15 protein-coding genes and 1 pseudogene are annotated in these 16,723 nt (G+C 58.1%); 11 read left to right on the forward strand and 5 right to left on the reverse strand.

What is annotated here, in order from left to right:
* Positions 1-126 precede the first annotated feature (126 nt).
* From tssI to AVCG78_RS25605, 9 genes and pseudogenes are all read left to right on the forward strand, one after another.
* The gene (tssI, locus tag AVCG78_RS25565) at positions 127-2,352 is read left to right on the forward strand and encodes a type VI secretion system tip protein TssI/VgrG (RefSeq protein WP_071205428.1); all 2,226 of its coding nucleotides are present in this window, start codon (positions 127-129) and stop codon (positions 2,350-2,352) included.
* 10 nt (positions 2,353-2,362) lie between these two features.
* Positions 2,363-3,433, forward strand: a complete 1,071-nt coding sequence (locus AVCG78_RS25570) for a DUF2169 family type VI secretion system accessory protein (protein ID WP_071205429.1) — start codon at positions 2,363-2,365, stop codon at positions 3,431-3,433.
* A complete protein-coding gene (locus tag AVCG78_RS25575; protein ID WP_071205430.1) occupies positions 3,430-4,824 on the forward strand; it encodes a DUF4150 domain-containing protein in 1,395 nt (464 codons plus the stop codon). The genes AVCG78_RS25570 and AVCG78_RS25575 overlap by 4 nt, the downstream gene beginning before the upstream one ends.
* An 8-nt stretch (positions 4,825-4,832) precedes the next feature.
* Positions 4,833-5,891, forward strand: a complete 1,059-nt coding sequence (locus AVCG78_RS25580; protein WP_071205431.1) for a hypothetical protein — start codon at positions 4,833-4,835, stop codon at positions 5,889-5,891.
* Positions 5,892-5,895: 4 nt separating this feature from the next.
* Entirely contained in the window at positions 5,896-6,948 is a 1,053-nt protein-coding gene (locus tag AVCG78_RS25585) for a hypothetical protein (RefSeq protein WP_081355457.1), read from the forward strand.
* Positions 6,949-6,952: 4 nt separating this feature from the next.
* On the forward strand, positions 6,953-7,426 hold the full coding sequence (locus tag AVCG78_RS25590; RefSeq protein WP_071205433.1) for a hypothetical protein: 474 nt from the start codon (positions 6,953-6,955) through the stop codon (positions 7,424-7,426).
* A 41-nt stretch (positions 7,427-7,467) separates the two neighbouring features.
* Positions 7,468-8,055, forward strand: a complete 588-nt coding sequence (locus AVCG78_RS25595) for an AP2 domain-containing protein (RefSeq protein ID WP_234636846.1) — start codon at positions 7,468-7,470, stop codon at positions 8,053-8,055.
* 269 nt (positions 8,056-8,324) lie between these two features.
* A pseudogene (locus AVCG78_RS25600) lies at positions 8,325-8,537 on the forward strand (WGR domain-containing protein).
* A gap of 83 nt (positions 8,538-8,620) precedes the next feature.
* On the forward strand, positions 8,621-8,899 hold the full coding sequence (locus AVCG78_RS25605; protein ID WP_071205435.1) for an HU family DNA-binding protein: 279 nt from the start codon (positions 8,621-8,623) through the stop codon (positions 8,897-8,899).
* Positions 8,900-8,942: 43 nt separating this feature from the next.
* Here AVCG78_RS25605 and AVCG78_RS25610 read toward each other — a convergent pair whose 3' ends face one another.
* Both AVCG78_RS25610 and AVCG78_RS25615 read right to left on the reverse strand, forming a co-directional pair.
* Entirely contained in the window at positions 8,943-9,254 is a 312-nt protein-coding gene (locus AVCG78_RS25610) for a DUF736 domain-containing protein (protein WP_041699667.1), read from the reverse strand.
* 416 nt (positions 9,255-9,670) lie between these two features.
* Entirely contained in the window at positions 9,671-10,597 is a 927-nt protein-coding gene (locus AVCG78_RS25615) for an AraC family transcriptional regulator (RefSeq protein WP_071205484.1), read from the reverse strand.
* An 81-nt stretch (positions 10,598-10,678) separates the two neighbouring features.
* On the opposite strand from AVCG78_RS25615, the gene AVCG78_RS25620 reads away from it, so the two are divergent.
* Positions 10,679-11,506 (forward strand): oxidoreductase, encoded by an 828-nt coding sequence (locus tag AVCG78_RS25620; RefSeq protein WP_071585025.1) that lies wholly within the window; start codon positions 10,679-10,681, stop codon positions 11,504-11,506.
* Positions 11,507-11,601: 95 nt separating this feature from the next.
* Here AVCG78_RS25620 and AVCG78_RS25625 read toward each other — a convergent pair whose 3' ends face one another.
* The 3 genes from AVCG78_RS25625 to AVCG78_RS25635 all read right to left on the reverse strand — a co-directional run bounded on the left by AVCG78_RS25625 (position 11,602) and on the right by AVCG78_RS25635 (position 15,331).
* Positions 11,602-12,186 (reverse strand): hypothetical protein, encoded by a 585-nt coding sequence (locus tag AVCG78_RS25625; protein ID WP_071205485.1) that lies wholly within the window; start codon positions 12,184-12,186, stop codon positions 11,602-11,604.
* Positions 12,187-12,871: 685 nt separating this feature from the next.
* Positions 12,872-13,534, reverse strand: a complete 663-nt coding sequence (locus AVCG78_RS25630) for a DUF7007 domain-containing protein (protein WP_071585026.1) — start codon at positions 13,532-13,534, stop codon at positions 12,872-12,874.
* A gap of 81 nt (positions 13,535-13,615) precedes the next feature.
* Positions 13,616-15,331, reverse strand: a complete 1,716-nt coding sequence (locus tag AVCG78_RS25635; RefSeq protein ID WP_071205439.1) for a ParB/RepB/Spo0J family partition protein — start codon at positions 15,329-15,331, stop codon at positions 13,616-13,618.
* A gap of 306 nt (positions 15,332-15,637) precedes the next feature.
* On the opposite strand from AVCG78_RS25635, the gene ligD reads away from it, so the two are divergent.
* Positions 15,638-16,684 carry a non-homologous end-joining DNA ligase gene (gene ligD / locus AVCG78_RS25640; RefSeq protein WP_071205440.1) on the forward strand — a complete coding sequence of 349 codons (1,047 nt, stop codon included), beginning with the start codon at positions 15,638-15,640 and terminating at the stop codon, positions 16,682-16,684.
* Positions 16,685-16,723 lie beyond the last annotated feature (39 nt).

Here is a 16,723-nt window from a genome sequence, read left to right on the forward strand (position 1 = left end):
GGTAGGGTGATCTAGGTTCCAAGTTCGATGTCGTGATTGCGACACTTCGTGAGTGAATATTAGAATAGCCATTGCGTGGCCAGCAATACGATCTGTTGATTTTGAAAACGACATTTGGGGGCTTCCATGGACGACGTTCTATCACCCGCCGATTTCATCCAGGCCAGCCGTGTGCTAAAATTATCATCGCCCCTGGGTGAAGACCAGTTGCTGCCTGAGCGGATGACGGTGGATGAAGGCGTCAATCGCCTGTTCGAAATCACTGTGTCAGTTCGGGCCAAACGCGAGGCAGTCAAGCCTGAAGAACTGATCGGCAAGCTGGTCGATATCTCCCTGGAAATCCGCCAGGGTGAACTGGACGGGGATGGCGTGCGCCGGCCGTTCAACGGGCTGGTGACAAACCTGTCCGAAGGACCGCCAGTGACGCGCGGACTTCGCTCCTATACCCTGACCATCCGTCCGCAACTGTGGCTGCTGTCGCGCCGATCCGATTGCCGGATCTGGCAGAATATGACGGCGATCCAGGTGATGGAAACCCTGTTTTCCGAGCATGGCATTCCGGCCCCCGCATATGCTCCTCTGCATAGAACGCCGCCGTCGCGGGAATATTCAACGCAATGGAACGAGACCGATCTTGATTATCTGCTGCGGCGGTTCGAGCAAGAAGGGTTATTCTACTGGTTTGAACATGAGACCGGCGTTCACCGCCTGAAGGTCAGCGACAGTAAGGTGGCCTGGGGCTCGCCATCGGCTGCGGCAGAAGGCGAACAGAATGTACGTCTTGCCCAAGGCTCATCAGATCGCAACCACATCAACGAATGGATGCGACAGTTCTCCTACATCCCCGGCCAGCGCGCCGGTGCGGACTGGAATTTTGAGACGCCGAGCACTGTGCCGCTGAATGTCACGCCATCTCTGATCCAGATGCCGGGGGCCGCCAAACGCGAGCTTTACGAATATCCTGCCAGCATCTCCGATGTCAAAGAAGCCGAAGTGGCCGAAACCTTTCGGATGCAGGCCGTGGAGGCTGATCATGAGAGGGTGACGGGCCAGTCCAATGTGCGCTTTCTGGAAGCCGGTCGCCGGTTCACGCCCTATGAGGAACCGCATCCGGAGCATAAATACGAAGAGCATGTGATTACCCGCATCATGCATCGGGTGGTGGACCGCTCCTATGAGACGGCCAGCAATGAGATGGAATATGCCAACGCGTTCGAGGCGATCCCGTCACGCGTGCCGCTAACGCCGCACCGGGAGACCAGGCGTCCGCGCATCGAGGGGACACAGGTGGCGATTGTCGCCGGACCATCGGGCGAGGAGATCCACACGGATCAATACGGACGACTAAAATTATGGTTCCCCTGGGATAGAAAAGCCCAGAAGGACGGCAGTGATACCTGCTGGGTGCGTGTCGCCCAGGCCTGGGGCGGTGGCACCTGGGGTGCGCAGGTTATTCCGCGGATTGGCATGGAAGTGATGGTGTCGTTCGTGGATGGCGATCCGGATCGGCCATTGGTGATTGGCGTGGTGCCGAACCCGAAAAACCCGGTGCCTTATGAGCTGCCCGCGAACAAGACCCGCATGGTGCTGCGCTCCAACACCCACAAGGGCAGCGGCTTCAACGAGATGACCTTCGAGGACGAGAACGGCAAGGAGAATATGTTCTTCCATGCCCAGAAGGATCAGACCATTAAAGTGTTGAATAATCGCGTCAAACGGGTTGATGCTCATCAGGTCGAAAGTATCGGGCAGAATAAATCGATTGATGTCGGTCAGAATCATCAGGAAAAAATAGGCGGTTCTAAAAATGTCACCGTTGGCGGAGGTGCAAGCTCTTCTCTGTTGGCGTCCCTTGCCAGTATCGCGGCGGCCGGTGGCATAGACAGCAAGAACGGTTCGTCTGCTATCGGTCACGGTCTGTTGCAGGAATTCGCCGGGGCCATGGCTTCGGCGGGAGTAACGGCGGAGGTTGCGTCTTTATCGGCGAATGCGGATGTCACCAATGCCGGCAATTTCAGAACGGCGGCCGGCACGGAGCAGGCATCGACGGGATCGACCCTTGGCGGACTGTTGGGCAAAATTCTGCCGATCAGCGGCATCGTCAACACGGTGATCGAAAAATTTCGCTCCGACACCATTGGAATTGCCCGAACCGAACAGATCGGTCTCTACAAGAACACCACCGTCGGTCACACCATGACCATCAACGCTGGCGAGGAATTCATCATCAAATGTGGCGAATCCAAGCTGATGATGGACAAGGCTGGCAATGTCACGATCGTCGGCACGAAGTTCAATTTCGCCGCATCGGGACATGTCCAGATCAACGGCGAAGTCATCGATCTGAACTGAGGGCGCGTGCATGCTGGGAAAAAATCTCACGCGCCTTGCTGCCATCGGCTTCGAGCAAGCCCATCGCGACGGCGAGGATATGGGCGTGATCGCGGTGCGAGGACGTTATCAGGTCAACGCGGACGGCTCTCTTCAGCTCAGTGATCGGCAGGATATCGTGCTGGTGGATGAGTATGACGGCAATCCCCATACCTCGCCTCTGATCAAAGCTGCTGATCTCATTCCATTCAAACCGGCAAGCGACATCACGTTTCTCGGTGCAGCCTATGCGCCGGACGGGCGCGCCAAACAGGACTGGCTCGTTGCCATCAAGGTTGGACAGCTTTCTCATGCCATTCGGGTGACAGGAGCACGGTCCTGGGTCTGCACCGCAGGCAAATGGCGCTTGTCAGATCCGCAGGAGGCGACCGAGGTTCCGATTGATTATCGATTGGCAGCCGGCGATGGCCACATCGAAGGACTGGGCTCGCCCAGCGTTCCCGGCAATCCGATAGGCGTATCGAGGCCGACGCCCGAACAGGCGTTGTCATCCGCATCAGTGCCAGCACCACGCATCGATGACGCCGAAGAAGACTATTCCGATCCGTTTTTTGCACGCAAGCCGCTAGGCCTCGGACCGGTGGCGCCATTCTGGTATTTTCGCCAGAGATATGCTGGCACCTATGACGACACTTGGCAGGCGCATCGTCATCCTCAGCTTCCCGTCGATTTCGACTATCGGTTTTATCACTCGGCCCATCCGTCGATGATCTATCCAGGTTTTCTGGCGGGCGACGAGATGGTGGAGATGGCGAGGCTGACGCCTGGCGGCGGGACGTTCAAGTTCGCGCTCCCTGCGCTGCGCCCTGTTGCGAGCTATCGGTGGCGCGACGGCCGCGAGGTTGTGGTGCAGCTCAACCTCGACGGCGTGCATATCGACTTTCGCAATGGCGCCCGGAACGTCGATTTGACCTGGCGCGCCTGGCTGCCGATCTGCCCGAATTTTCTATGTATCAACCTGTCAGACAGGCCGTTTGCGGATCAGGAAGCGGCCAGCCTGCCACGCGCCAGCCTGCATGGACTGACGGAGGTGCTGGCATGAGCTATCCATCGCAAGAGGCAAGCCGCGAGACGCGATTGGGTCTGATCATCTCGAAATATCCTGATGTTTGCCGCTCGCCGCATGCCTGCGTGCCATACAATATTATAGCCTACCAATCCGACGCAGCCGGCACGGCCGCGACAGTGCATATGACTGGGCAGCGCGCCCACAAGCAAAATTCGGTTGTCACGAAATGCTTCGGCGACGAGCCGGGCGTGGGTCTTGGCGTCAAATCGAATACTGTTGGCTCTGTGTGCCATCGCAAAACTCATTCGCGCAATGTCCGTATCGAGGGCCAATGGGCCACCCGCGACACCGACGAATGGTATATGAACAACAAGAATACCGTCGGTAAACTGGTTTGGTACACGGGGTCGAAGGATTTTAAGCCAACGCCTCCTTTAGAACAACCGTCCGCTAGCCGGAGCCAGGAAGGTCTGGTCATGAGCGATGCGACGCCCATGACCTTCGAACCTGGCAAGGAATACGCCTTCAACGATACGACCGGACAATTTACAAAACCCGCCCAAACCCAGCCGACCGATACGAAGCAGACAGCGTCGGATGGATCGCGATGGTGGACCATCATCAACGGGCTCAAAAACATCCGATCGATCAATCCGAGCGGTGCAGGCGCTATGGAGCTGATGGGGGCGGCTGACTATTATCTGAAGCAGAACGTCAATGAGCCGACGGACTGGTTGAGTCATGGCTTTCTAAAAACGCAACCGACTCACACGAATACTCCTATCGATAATGGTGTCCCAACCAACACGGCCCCGACCGAACCTGAAAAGAAGCAGGAACTTGAGGAGAAGCAAACGACGGCGCCGGCCAATGGGCGGACGGATGGAAATACCAAGATCACGGGGCAACAGAAGCGCAAAAGGGAGTGCCGGTGCGTCACGGGCGCCTATGATGATATCAAGAATGTCTGCGGTGTCGAATGTGGTTCTGATTATCAGGCGCACCATATCGTGCCGGATTATACGCTGCGTTACGGTAATCGTGCAGAGGCCGAGAAAGGGCAGAAACGAATTCCTGGACTGCCAACGTTCGGACAGGGACCTGCGATCTGTTTGAAGGGATATAAGGCCGACGCGGGGAGTGAACATGGACTGGCGCATCAGGCGGATGAAGAGGTTGCAAAACTTGGTTCAGGATGGAGTACCCCACAGGGAACGGCGGATATGGAGAGCATTAGGAGGATTTCAAGAGATGCGGCTGTTTCTGCAACCGAAGGTGAATGTGAACGGGAAATTGACACCGCACTCAATGCTCAACCGTCCTTACGTTCAAATATTCTCGGGCGAACGACCATCATGCCGCCTGCGAAAGGAACGGAACCTTATAATCTTCTGTCAACCGGTGCTCGCGCAACACTTCACTAAGAGGCGATATGTCAAAAAAACAAGTTAGCTTTACGCGTCTTTGCGCGGTCAACAGGGACATCGTCTATCTTGGCACCATGCCCGACGATCAGGAACTGGCTACGCCGTTCACGGCTATCTGCCAGTACAATGCGGGAGAGTGGTCTTATGAGACATTCGATTTCGCGCTGGCAAGTTTGACGCTTTATCGCGAGCCAGACAGTCCTCACCGCGTCCTCTATGTGTTGGGTGAAACTGGCACAGTCGTCAATTTCCACACGAAGGACCGTGAGACAATCTTGGATCTTCCCAAGGCTCCTCGCACAAAACATAGGCTCGGCTATCTGCAGGCGATCAAACAAATCGGCGATCACCTTTATGTTTGTGGTGGCGGTGGACAAACCTATCGACGCTCCTCGGAAGGGCAATGGCAGGCATTGGACTTGGATTTATTTGACGGGCCCGATGCAATTATGGATCGAAAATCAGAGTTGAGTTTGCTTAGCAGTTTGATGGCTTTACCGGAAAATCAAACTGATGAAAACTATGCAAAATCAAAGGAACTTAGGGAGAAAAATCAGTCTAATATCCTTTGGAACCTATCCGGCCTCTCCGAAGACAGCATCTACTTTGCAGGGGAAAAGAAAAAGGTCTACTGGTTTGACGGAGAGAAAATCACCGAAATCCCGACCGAGGCGGATCGTGGCCTCCTCTCCATCTTCGTGGAAAATGAGGACCGCGTCTGGGTCGCCGGCCGTGATGGGAACTTCCTCGTCGGCAATCACAAGACAGGGTTTCGTGATCTCGACGCGCTGCGGGGAATTGATGGTTGGCCAAGCTTCAACGGCATGACCATGTTCAACGGGCGCCTCTATCTCTCCAGCTATGCCGATCCTCGCGGGCTGTTCGTGTTCGATGGCCACCATGTCGAACAAGTGCGCTCCGGTCTTACGCCCGACATCGAGGATGTCTCCGCCGTCGATGCGGTCGACGGCGTGCTATGGGTCATGGGCCGCAAGGACTTGCTGCGCTATGACGGTACGCACTGGGAGCGTATCGATTTCCCTGGCAATGATCCGCTCAGGTGAGCTTATGAAAAAGGCCAGTTTCACGCGTCTTTGCGCGGTCAACAGGGACATCGTCTATCTCGGCACCATGCCCGACGATCAGGAACTGGCTACGCCGTTCATGGCTATCTGCCAGTACAATGCGGGAGAGTGGTCTTATGAGTCATTCGATTTCGCGCTGGCGAGTTTGACGCTATATCGCGAGCCAGGCAGTCCGCACCGTGTCCTCTATGTGCTGGGTGAGACTGGCACAGTGGTCAATTTCCACACGAAGGATCGTGAGACAATCTTGGATCTTTCCAAGGCTCCTCGCACAAAACATAGGTTTGGTTATCTGGTCAAGATCAGGCAGATCGGCGATCACCTTTATGTTTGTGGTGACGGCGGCCAAACCTATCGACGCTCATCGGATGGACAATGGGACGCCTTGGATGTGGAGTTCTATGATGGACCGGATGCGATCATGGATCCCACGTCGGAATTGAGCAAACTGGACGCTCTGTTGGATCAGAAAGCAAATAGAACCCCCGAAAACTTCGAGAAAATTAAAAAGCTAAGAAAAGAAAATTCGCCAAAAACGTTATGGGACCTTTCCGGCCTCTCCGAAGACAGCATCTACTTCACCGGAGAAAAAGAAACCGTTTATTGGTTTGACGGAGAGAAAATCGCTGAAATCCCAACCGAGGCGGATCGTGGCCTCCTCTCCATCCTGGTGGAAAATGAGGACCGCGTCTGGGTCGCTGGCCGTGATGGGAACTTCCTCGTCGGCAATCACAAGACAGGGTTCCGTGATCTCGACGCGCTTCGTGGCATCGATGGTTGGCCAAGCTTCAACGGCATGACCATGTTCAACGGACGTCTCTATCTCTCCAGCTATGCCGATCCTCGCGGTCTGTTCGTGTTCGACGGCCACCATGTCGAACAGGTGCGCTCTGGCCTTACGCCCGACATCGAGGATGTCTCCGCCGTCGAAGCGGTCGACGGCGTGCTGTGGGTCATGGGCCGCAAGGACTTGCTGCGCTATGACGGCACCCATTGGGAGCGCATCGACTTTCCTGGCAATGATCCGTTGAGGTGAGCTGATGAGTGGATTTGCAGACGCATTTTTCGAACGCATTAATTGCTATCACATGGCCGATTGGCTTCAAGAGACGATGCTGAAGCTAGGGCGACCTATGCCGAACCCTGCTTTGCAACCCGGAGCATTTTCCAGGTCGGATCGATCCTGGGGTCTCATTCTGACATTCGGCCGAGTTGGGACATCGCTGGATAACTGGCAGGACGAAATCATCTTGGTCAGCGCCGAAGGCGATAGCACCTCGCCAATGCCATTTGGCCTGGATCCGATAAACGAGACGCCGGCCAGCGCCGCCATGAAACTGTCTGATAATATAGCTGAACCAGGCGATGTGAGGGGCGATGCCGATGAGCGCCGGATTTCATTCTTCATGGAAGGGGGACGCCTTATCGAGCTGCGGTTTAATGAGGGCATGATTGGTTTTGATCGGATCATTATGGCCCGCCTTGGGGAGCCGCAAGAATGGCAGCCAGCCTGAGACTGATTGGTCGAATGGGCGAAATCGAACGGCAGTAAACAATGATCACACCACGATCTAAACGTGCTCCAGAGGAGCGCTTTCACGACGAAGCCATGTATGCCATCCACCGACTGGACATCGACAAGCACAGACAAGATGCCTGGATGGTCAATCTTTCTCGCGGCGGGAAATCGATCCACATGACCTTCAGCGACAGCACCTATGGTGGGAAGGATCAGGCGCTGGAAGTGGCGCAAGCCTACCGCGATGCCGTTCTCCGGGTCGTACCCCCATTGAGCAACAATGATATGCGCATGTTGGTGCGCAAAAATCGCTCAGAAGGCAGCAGCGTGCCGGGCGTCTATTATATCGGACCCACCGGGGCGCATAAAACCGGTATCTGGATGGCTCGTATTGAGATCGCCCTTGATGATAAAACGCCGATCCCTGCAGGAAAGCGCCGCCGCCGACAGTTTACGCGCACCTTCAACGTCAGCAAATTCGGCTATGAGGAAGCCCGCCGTATGGCGGAAGAAGAACGCATTCGCATGGTCATGGCTGTCGAAAATGGCGAAGATCCGGCTTTACGCAGCCCGCAAGCTTTGAAACTTCATGAGAAGCTTACTCGAGACGACAACGACGATTAGAGAAGGCATTGTCTTCAGCACCACCAGAAAAACGGCCGCTTTTCTGGTGGTCGTGAATAGACCGATATTGGCGTGAGAAAATCACAAGAAAACCCGTTTGAACTTCATCTTACCGACGTGATGGCGGCGGGCGGCGTTATGTTTGTGCGGCACCCGGGATCAATCAACCTGTTTTTGATCCGGGCCGTATAGACGCAGAACATTGAAATTTGATCCCTGCCCCAACGCCCTACCACATCTATGTCGAGCGTATCGCGCCGGAACAGAACATGGCGCGGTTCTATGCGCTTGCTGTTCAGCCGACATTGTTCGGAGAGGTGTCGCTTGTGCGCGCCTGGGGCCGGATCGGAACGCGCGGACAGTAGATGGTGCGTCTGTTCGACAATGAGAGCCAGGCCACCAACCTGTTCCTCGACGTGCTTCGCAAGAAGCGCAAACGAGGTTATCGGCCAAAACGACCTGTGGACATCCAGCGGATCTGACCCTCGCCCCAATCCTCGCCGATGACAATCCGCTCATAAGCTGACACGGATTTTATCTTTGTGAGAAGATGCAAGTAATTTCCATGACCACCACCAATGAAATCGCCGACAAGATCGCCGCCGACAACGGCCTGACAAAGGTTCAGGCCAAGGGCATCGTCGAATCCGTGTTCCAGGCCATCGCCGACGCCGCAGGCTCCGACGCGGAAACGTCAATCCCCGGCTTCGGCAAATTTAAGGTGAAAACATCACCTGAGCGCGAGGGTCGCAATCCCGCGACCGGAGAAAAAATGACTGTTGCAGCTTCGAAGAAGCTGACTTTCGCGCCTGCCAAGGCCCTCAAGGATGCACTGAACAAGTGATCCCTGACGTGGAGAGCCCCGCCGCGAGGCGGGGCATCCAGTCTCAGTCCCGGTTCGACCGGGACCAGATGAGGGAGAGGCCTTCCTCGCCTTCGACCTCGATCAGCGTTGCGTAGATCGGAGCCGGGAAGCTCGGGTCGTCGAGCTTGACGGAGAGGTAATCGCGACCTTCGTTCGAGGTCTTCTTCCAGGCGGCGCCGAATTCGACCGTAGCCCCGGCGAGGATGCGGTAGTCCGGTCCCTTTTCGGAAGTGCGCTCGACCGCGCGGATGGTTGCCTTGACGTTGAGGTTGAGGGTCTTGATGGTGCCGGAGAAGCCGTTGCCGGAAGCGGTGAAAGAGCCGATGGTTGCCATTGTCGTAATCCTTTTCGGTTGTTCGGGCCGCGTCCATCGCGGCCTCGATGGCAGTCGATAGGACCGGGGACGATCGGCCTGCATCCAACGGACCGAAACGGAGTGGAGGACGGCCAGGGAGAGGCTTTTTTGCCTCGCGAGGAATGGGCGCTTCAGCGCACAGGGGAAGAAAACGAGCCGGCCGTTGCGGATGCCGATCGAGCCGAGCCTCGCGAGGCGGTCTTTGGTCAGACATGCCCCATCGAGACCGCAGTGGACGTGCCGGCTGACAGATCAAGTGGTACGACTATGGCATTATCGGGAGGTGTCGAATGGGAACAGGTTGCATAGTGGCCACAACTCCCAATCGAATGGTCGTAGCGAACGCCCACCTGTGACAGATTGCCGGAACGGGCACTATGCCTCCTCGCTTAGGCTCAGACGAGTTCGCCAAGGTGGTGTCTGACCCATTTGGCCTCCTCCGACGCTGTGCGACCGAAATGTCGCTTAAAGTCTCGGCTGAACTGGGCCGGGCTTGCATAACCGACTGACGTCGCGACCATCGCAATCGTCTTTTCCTGGCGGGCGATGATCAATCTTGCTTCGTGCAGCCGCATGGCCTTCACATATTGCATCGGACTGGTGCAAGTCAGGTCCTTGAAATGTACATGGAAGGACGGCACGCTCATGCCCACCCTGCCTGCCAGGTCGGCGATGGAGATTTCAGTGCTGTAGTGCTCCCGCAGCCAGGCCAGGCTCCGGAAGATTTTCCCGTATGGCCCACTGTGCTGAAGCGCGGCAATCATTGCGCCGCCTTGCGGACCGACCAGCACCCGATAGTGCAGTTCGCGCAGAATGCCCGCACCCAGAACGGCACTTTCGACCGGACTGCGAAGCGCCCTCAACAGGCGTAACAGGACGTCCTCGATGTCAGCATCCATCTTGTTCGACATCAGACCGCGTGGCGGATGACCAGCCAGCTCGCTGCGCTTTTCGACCTGCAGGGCGATCTCAGCCGCCAACTGCATATCGAATTCGAGATAGACCGCAAGCAATGGCCGCTTCGGACTGGCGGTCGATTCCATCCGGAAAGGCACGGGGACAGAAACAGCCAGATAGTGGTCTTCATCGTAGCGGAAGATTTCTCCGTCCAGCATGCCCTGCTTGCTGCCCTGAAGGACGAACACCGCGCCTGGGTTATAGAGGACCGGGACATCGTGGAGCACGGCCTCAGTGCGCAGAATGCGAACGGGATCGAGTCCGGTCGGATTGTATCCGTGACGCGTGGCTAGACCGCCGGCCAATTCTACCAGCTGGTCTCGCATCGATTGGCGATGTCCGTCAATCATAGGATTTGGCAACAACTTCATCGGATCTGCAATCGTTCAGCCGGACGATTAATACTATCGGTCAAACGTCTCTGCAATCAAGGAAGTTCGCACATCATGTCGAGAAAGACCTTTTTCATCACCGGCGCAAATTCCGGTTTCGGCCTGGCCATCGCTACAGCTGCTGCCCGGATGGGCCATCAGGTGATCGGCACCGTCCGATCCGAGATAGCACGCTCGGCGCTTGCCGCAGCCGTACCCGCCATTCACCCCGTCCTTTGCGACGTAACCGCGTTCGACCGGATACCGGATGTCGTCCGTGATACGGAAGAGAAGCACGGGCCGGTCGATGTGCTCATCAACAATGCCGGTTACGGCCACGAGGGCGTCATCGAAGAATCGCCTCTCGAAGAGATGCGCAGACAGTTCGACGTGAACGTCTTTGGCGCTGTAGCTGTCGCCAAGGCGTTTATTCCCAGGTTCCGCGAACGGCGCCAGGGTTTCATAGTCAATGTCACGTCGATGGGCGGCATGATCACCATGCCCGGTATCGGGTATTACTGTGGCAGCAAGTTTGCGCTGCAAGGCATATCGGAAGTGATGCGTTCAGAAATGGCGCCGTTCGGCGTGCATGTGACGACGTTATGCCCCGGCTCTTTCCGCACAGACTGGGCCGGACGTTCGATGATCCGCACGGAAAGGTCGATCGCGGATTACGATTCCCTTTTTGATCCGATACGCGAGGCCCGGCAGGCAGTCAGTGGCAAGCAGCTTGGGGATCCAGAGAAACTCGCTGCAGCCGTCTTGATCCTAGTTGAGACCGATAACCCGCCACCGCAGCTTCTCCTTGGCAGCGACGCTCTCAAGCATGTATCGGCAAGAATCAAGCGTCTTCAAGAAGAGATCGATGCGTGGACGTCCGTGACGGTATCGACGGACGGCTGACCGGAGAAAGAGGGCGCTCGGACCCTACGGCGCATTTACCCATTTATGATTTTTCTAAATGAGGTCTCAGGCGGGGCCGAAGCCCCGCGATCGTCCTATTCGAATGCTGACATCTGGGCAGTCGCGGCTTGTCTGTCGACCGAGTTGGCGGGTTGCTCGACCGTACGCTCGTAGGGCTTCCAGGTTTCGCCGGTGATGTCCTCGTAAGCCGAGACGGCGCCTTCGGCTGCCATGCGAAGCACATGGGCCTGCAGACCCATGTCGGCTGCGAACTCTCGCTTTCGCTGGGCGCGGCTGTCGAAGCCGACCGGACCGTCGAGGTCCTCGTCCCTGGTATCGTTGGAGAGCTTCGTGGTGAGATCGCGGGCTTCGGTTACCGCGCGGCTGTAGAATTGCCCCGCGCCGTAGGCGGAGCCGACGAAGGATCCGACGATGCGCTGCATGTGGATCTGCATGGCCTTTTCGGCAAGGCCGTCCTTCAGGGCATCGGCGCTTTCGATCAACTGACCGCGGTGGAGATCGCGGATCCCGTCGCTGTCGATGAGGGCAAGGCCGAAGCTTTCGGAGATGCGCAGTGCCTGGGTGGCGTCGGGGCAGGCGAGCCTGACCATTTCGAGTGTGGTGACACGCTGGGATTTTACGGAACGGTTCTTCTGGGTGGAGCGGTTGAGCGGTGCCATGATCGGATCCTTTATGAGCGATGTTTCAGCGAAGCCCGGGGTGCCGGTCGTCGTCCGGCTCAGCCCCTTGGGTGCGGGCAAAAGGACATGGGCACCAGCGGCCCGGCCCAAGGTCAGGGCATCGCCAGGAGGAGCGAGGATGGTTTGCGGATGGTGCTGCCCGCACTTGCGGGCTGCGACAGACGCGGACCTGCCTTGCGACGAGGCGAGGATCCTGCCGCAACGCGGCGCGCCAGCGGCCTTTGACCGGGACGCGCCCATGTCAGACCGCAGCAAAACCGAGGTGCTGTGCCGGCCGACAATCTGGTCCACGACAGCATGATGCAATCGCCATGGCGATCCGACCTTGGCACCGCCGCGTCATTCACAAGGGGCCCGACAAATCTCGACCACACCACACTCCAGTGCAAGCGAGTTGCCCCTTGTCTTGGCTTCCGCCTTCGATCGAAGCGTCACCGCGCCCTCGACTTGGACAGACTTTTCGCTCTCACCCGGCTCGGTTGATCTACGTGCCGTGATCGGAACGCGGCCATGCGGTGCTTGCATTTCCACCGCGCCTTCGTTCGCGTCGTCCGCTCTGCCCGCCGGGAGCGGCAATCCTGCTGCCGTGCCCAGATCCTGCGATAAAGCTCGATGAAATCGATCACCTGATTTTCAGGAAGGTCACTGTCGCTAGGCGCGACCGTCATCGCCGCGCCGCCCAGGTCACAAAGCTGGACGGGCCATCATATGGCTCGTGCTTGGCTGGATCGATGACGAAGCCATGTCGGCCGATCACGTAGTCGGAGCGTGGAACCATAAACCGTCGTTCGCCGACCTCGCCTCGGATCCCACCCAAAGTCGCGAGACACTCGACGAGACCTGGCTGGTGATCGGAATTCAGGGCTGCGATGACCACCCAGTCGTGGCGATGTCGCTTTTCGAAATCTTGGGCGTCCCGCACGTGAGACTGACTGCCGTTCAGTATGACACCCATGACGCGCTCGTAGGCATCAGGGAAATAGTCTCGAAGCGTCCGATCGGCCACCCGACGTTCATAGGCGGTGAATAGATGCGGGAAAGCATGGGTGACCTTCGCCCATTCACAATCCTCCTCATAAAATTCGCCGTCATTCCGGAAGAGAGCATGGACGGCCGAATTGGCTTTCTCGGCCAGATGGAAACCGCCGTGACTGGCGGTAGAATGCAGAATGATCCCGTCGGCGAATTGCCGCGAAACCTGCGCCCTGCCCCATGGTGTCGAGGCTCCCGCTGGTATCGTCGGCCGCTTCAATGTCCGTAGCTCGGCCTCATGCGCCGCTTTTTCTGCGGCCGTATCTTCAGCCATGTCATCATGGATCTCTGCCATGACAAACTCCTTCTGATTGCTGGAAACAAAAACGCCGCCGGCATCAGCCAGCGGCGTTGGTTCAGATCCTTGTGCCTTGTGCTATTCGGCGGCCTCGCGGAAACCCTCGCCGGCCTCTTCCTCGACGGCGGAATGGTCAACCAGGTCACCACCCGAAAGCTGATCTTCGAGCGCATCGAGATCGTCGCGGACATCCTCCGATCCGCTATCGACGCTGGCAAAACGTCCAGCCCAGGACCGCACGTCGTCCGTGGAAGGCGCGAGCAGCGCTGCCGGATGCACCAGCTTGTCCTCGGCAAAATGCTCGACCAGAGCCGCGCGGGTATCCTTCACCTTGATCCGACCGGGCACGCCCGCCGTTTCTGCGGTCGTCTCCAGCGCAGCGCGTGAAAGGCATGAAAGGAAGTCGTCGGTTGCCATATTTGGCAGGAATTGATCAGCCCCGATGGCGTCGCCGGCAATACGCGCGATCAGGCCGCTATCGGAGCGATTACGCCGAAGAGACAGGACTTCGACCAGGACCGAGCGCGCAGCCTGCAGCAGTGTCTCACGATCGAAGGACAGCTTGCCGTCCTCGCCAATCAGCCTAGCAGCATGCGGGCCGCATTTCGCATGACCACAGGGATTGTCCGATGCGCCGCTTGCAACCGTGACATTCGTGCCGGTGAAGGCCAGAATGAGCAGAGCCATCAGCGTGTCTTCCTCGATCGGCGCGCGGGCAAGCGCCTCGTGCAAAGCATCGGTGCGAAGATCGCCAATCATGTCGAGACCCTTCTGGGTTACATTGGGACGCGATTTCGGCGCCTCGACCTCCTCAACGACGGTATCGACCCCATCTGCATCCTTGACCAGTTTCGGCTTCTTGACCTCAGGCATGCGATAGGCAACGGACTGAACCGAGCCGTCGCGCGCGTTGATGTACCAGCTGGTCAGGTCGCCCTTGCCGGGCTTGCCATAGACCTGTTGCGCCTTGGCCGGCAGCTTGGCCTGGCCGTATTCATTGGCCTCGATGATCGAGCCGCGCTTGGGCAAATTGTTGGCTAGCCACTCCTGCTGCGCTCCGAGAAACGCCTCGACGTCGGTGGTATAGCGGCTGTCCTCGTCAGCGGGTGCAAATAGGTCCTCGACCCAGGTGATGCCATAGGCCTGCGCCAGCTCGTTGCCGAAACTTGCATGTTTGGCGAGCATCCGGGTCGTGGTCAGTGCCCGAGCAACCTCCCACCACGGCACCTGCGGATCCTGCTTCTTCGGCTTGTACTTCTTCCACACCTCGGCCTGCTCATCCTGTCCGGCGGCGGCGATTGTGCGCAGTTGCTGCTCGTTCGGCATGTCACCGCGCGCCATCTGGTCGAGCATCGCGGGCAGGATATTGGCCAGAAGCCGCAGCTTGCGGATCTGCCGGCTCGGAAGTGCCAGCGCCATGGCGATCGACTCCTCGGTCCATCCGAGAGCTACCAGCCGCTCGATGGCGCGCCATTGGTCGACCGGATTCAGCGGTTCGCGGGCGATGTTTTCGGCAAAAGACTGCATGGCGCCGAGATCGTCGGAGGGATCTGCCAGCAGCAGCGGGATTTCCACGAGATCCGCGGCAATGGCTTGTGCTGCACGGCGATGGCCGAAGACGATGATGTAGCTGTTGCCGCCTTCCGGATCGAGTTTGACGATCGGTGGTTGGACGACACCGATGGCCCGGATCGATGCGCATAATAGCGCGTCGGACTGGGGTGAGGATTTCGACTGGCGTGACCGGTCGGGATTGTCCTTCAGGCTGCGCGGATCGGCTGTAATCAACTGCATGGGAATGACCTCTTGAGCTTCGGGCGGACGGACTGTCCTTGCCTCCTCATCTTCTTCTCGAAGACATCTCCCGAAACGCAGGACGGGCCGGCGGCTGCAATTGCGCCGGAGCAGACCTGGCTTGCGGGAGAGCGAGGCACACCTGCCTTGCGAGACAAGCAGGCCCGGTCTTGGCGACCGGCGCGATTGAGGGAACCGTCAGCCGTTGGACCGTCCCTGCGAACCGGTTTCCGTCTCCTTTTCCTCCCCTTCTCCATTCCTCGATGATGTCACACGATTTTAAGCAATTGCTGCTGAACTCTGGCCATGACAAAGCCGCCGCGCCAGAAATCCCAGCCGCTTTTGCGGGAGACCGACGCTCCGATCCGCTCGCGACCGCGCAAACCCCGCGATCCGGCGCAACCGCAACTTCCTTTCGACCCGATGCCCGATCGCATCGAGCCGTGCCTGGCACTGTTGAAGGCAAAGCCGCCGTCGGGATCGGACTGGATCTATGAGATCAAATGGGACGGCTATCGCGTGGCTGTTCATATCGAACCGAACTCGGTGCGGATCATCACGCGCAGAGGGCATGACTGGACGGACAGGTTTCCGGCAATCGCAGCCGCGGCGCGCACGCTCGGCGTCGGGACCGCCATTCTCGATGGGGAAGCCGTCGTGCTCGACGCGGAGGGCCGCTCGGACTTCGGGGCGCTGCAGCGCTCGCTCGGCGGACGCGGGGGGAAGAAGGCATCAAACGATGCTATCCTCTACGCGTTCGACCTGCTGTATTTCGACGGGCATGACCTGACGAACATGGAGCTGTTCGGACGTCGTCACCTGCTGGAAGACCTGATCGGCGAAAGCAAGGGCGTAGTCCGCGTCTCGCAGGAGGTCGAGGCGGATGGCGCGGCACTTCTGGCTGCCGCGCGCGAACACGGTCTGGAAGGCATCATCGCCAAGCACCGCGACAGCACCTACCGCTCGGGCCGGCTCGGCGACTGGCTGAAGATCAAATGCATCCAGAGCGAGAGCTTTGTGATTGTCGGATACGAGCCATCCTCTGCAGCACGCGGCGGGATCGGCAGTCTGCTGCTGGCGGCCTACCAGGGCAACGCGTTCGTCTATGTCGGTTCGGTCGGAACTGGCTTCAAAGAGAAAGAGGCTGTCGAACTCCGCCACATGCTGGACACGCTGAAGACCAGGCGTGCGCCGGTTGCGGTCGATAAAAAGGGGGTCGTCTTCGTTCAACCGACCTTGATCGCCGAGATCGAATACCGTGCCTGGACGGACGACGGCAAGTTGCGGCATGCCTCATACAAGGGTCTGCGAGAACAGCAGGATAACGCAGCGATCTACAAGCTCCCGGAATAGCGCCTGTAGGCCAAAACGAAAGGGCGCTCGACCCTTTCG

It is taken from the genome of Gillisella vitis (assembly GCF_021559775.1).
Lineage (GTDB): Bacteria > Pseudomonadota > Alphaproteobacteria > Rhizobiales > Rhizobiaceae > Allorhizobium > Allorhizobium ampelinum.

Excerpts from the sequence above, each read along its gene's own strand:
- tssI (WP_071205428.1), top strand. The coding sequence starts at position 127 with ATGGACGACGTTCTATCACCCGCCGATTTCATCCAGGCCAGCCGTGTG.
- AVCG78_RS25570 (WP_071205429.1), top strand. The coding sequence starts at position 2,363 with ATGCTGGGAAAAAATCTCACGCGCCTTGCTGCCATCGGCTTCGAGCAA.
- AVCG78_RS25575 (WP_071205430.1), top strand. The coding sequence starts at position 3,430 with ATGAGCTATCCATCGCAAGAGGCAAGCCGCGAGACGCGATTGGGTCTG.
- AVCG78_RS25580 (WP_071205431.1), top strand. The coding sequence starts at position 4,833 with ATGTCAAAAAAACAAGTTAGCTTTACGCGTCTTTGCGCGGTCAACAGG.
- AVCG78_RS25585 (WP_081355457.1), top strand. The coding sequence starts at position 5,896 with ATGAAAAAGGCCAGTTTCACGCGTCTTTGCGCGGTCAACAGGGACATC.
- AVCG78_RS25590 (WP_071205433.1), top strand. The coding sequence starts at position 6,953 with ATGAGTGGATTTGCAGACGCATTTTTCGAACGCATTAATTGCTATCAC.
- AVCG78_RS25595 (WP_234636846.1), top strand. The coding sequence starts at position 7,468 with ATGATCACACCACGATCTAAACGTGCTCCAGAGGAGCGCTTTCACGAC.
- AVCG78_RS25605 (WP_071205435.1), top strand. The coding sequence starts at position 8,621 with ATGACCACCACCAATGAAATCGCCGACAAGATCGCCGCCGACAACGGC.
- AVCG78_RS25610 (WP_041699667.1), bottom strand. The coding sequence starts at position 9,254 with ATGGCAACCATCGGCTCTTTCACCGCTTCCGGCAACGGCTTCTCCGGC.
- AVCG78_RS25620 (WP_071585025.1), top strand. The coding sequence starts at position 10,679 with ATGTCGAGAAAGACCTTTTTCATCACCGGCGCAAATTCCGGTTTCGGC.
- AVCG78_RS25625 (WP_071205485.1), bottom strand. The coding sequence starts at position 12,186 with ATGGCACCGCTCAACCGCTCCACCCAGAAGAACCGTTCCGTAAAATCC.
- AVCG78_RS25630 (WP_071585026.1), bottom strand. The coding sequence starts at position 13,534 with ATGGCAGAGATCCATGATGACATGGCTGAAGATACGGCCGCAGAAAAA.
- AVCG78_RS25635 (WP_071205439.1), bottom strand. The coding sequence starts at position 15,331 with ATGCAGTTGATTACAGCCGATCCGCGCAGCCTGAAGGACAATCCCGAC.
- ligD (WP_071205440.1), top strand. The coding sequence starts at position 15,638 with ATGACAAAGCCGCCGCGCCAGAAATCCCAGCCGCTTTTGCGGGAGACC.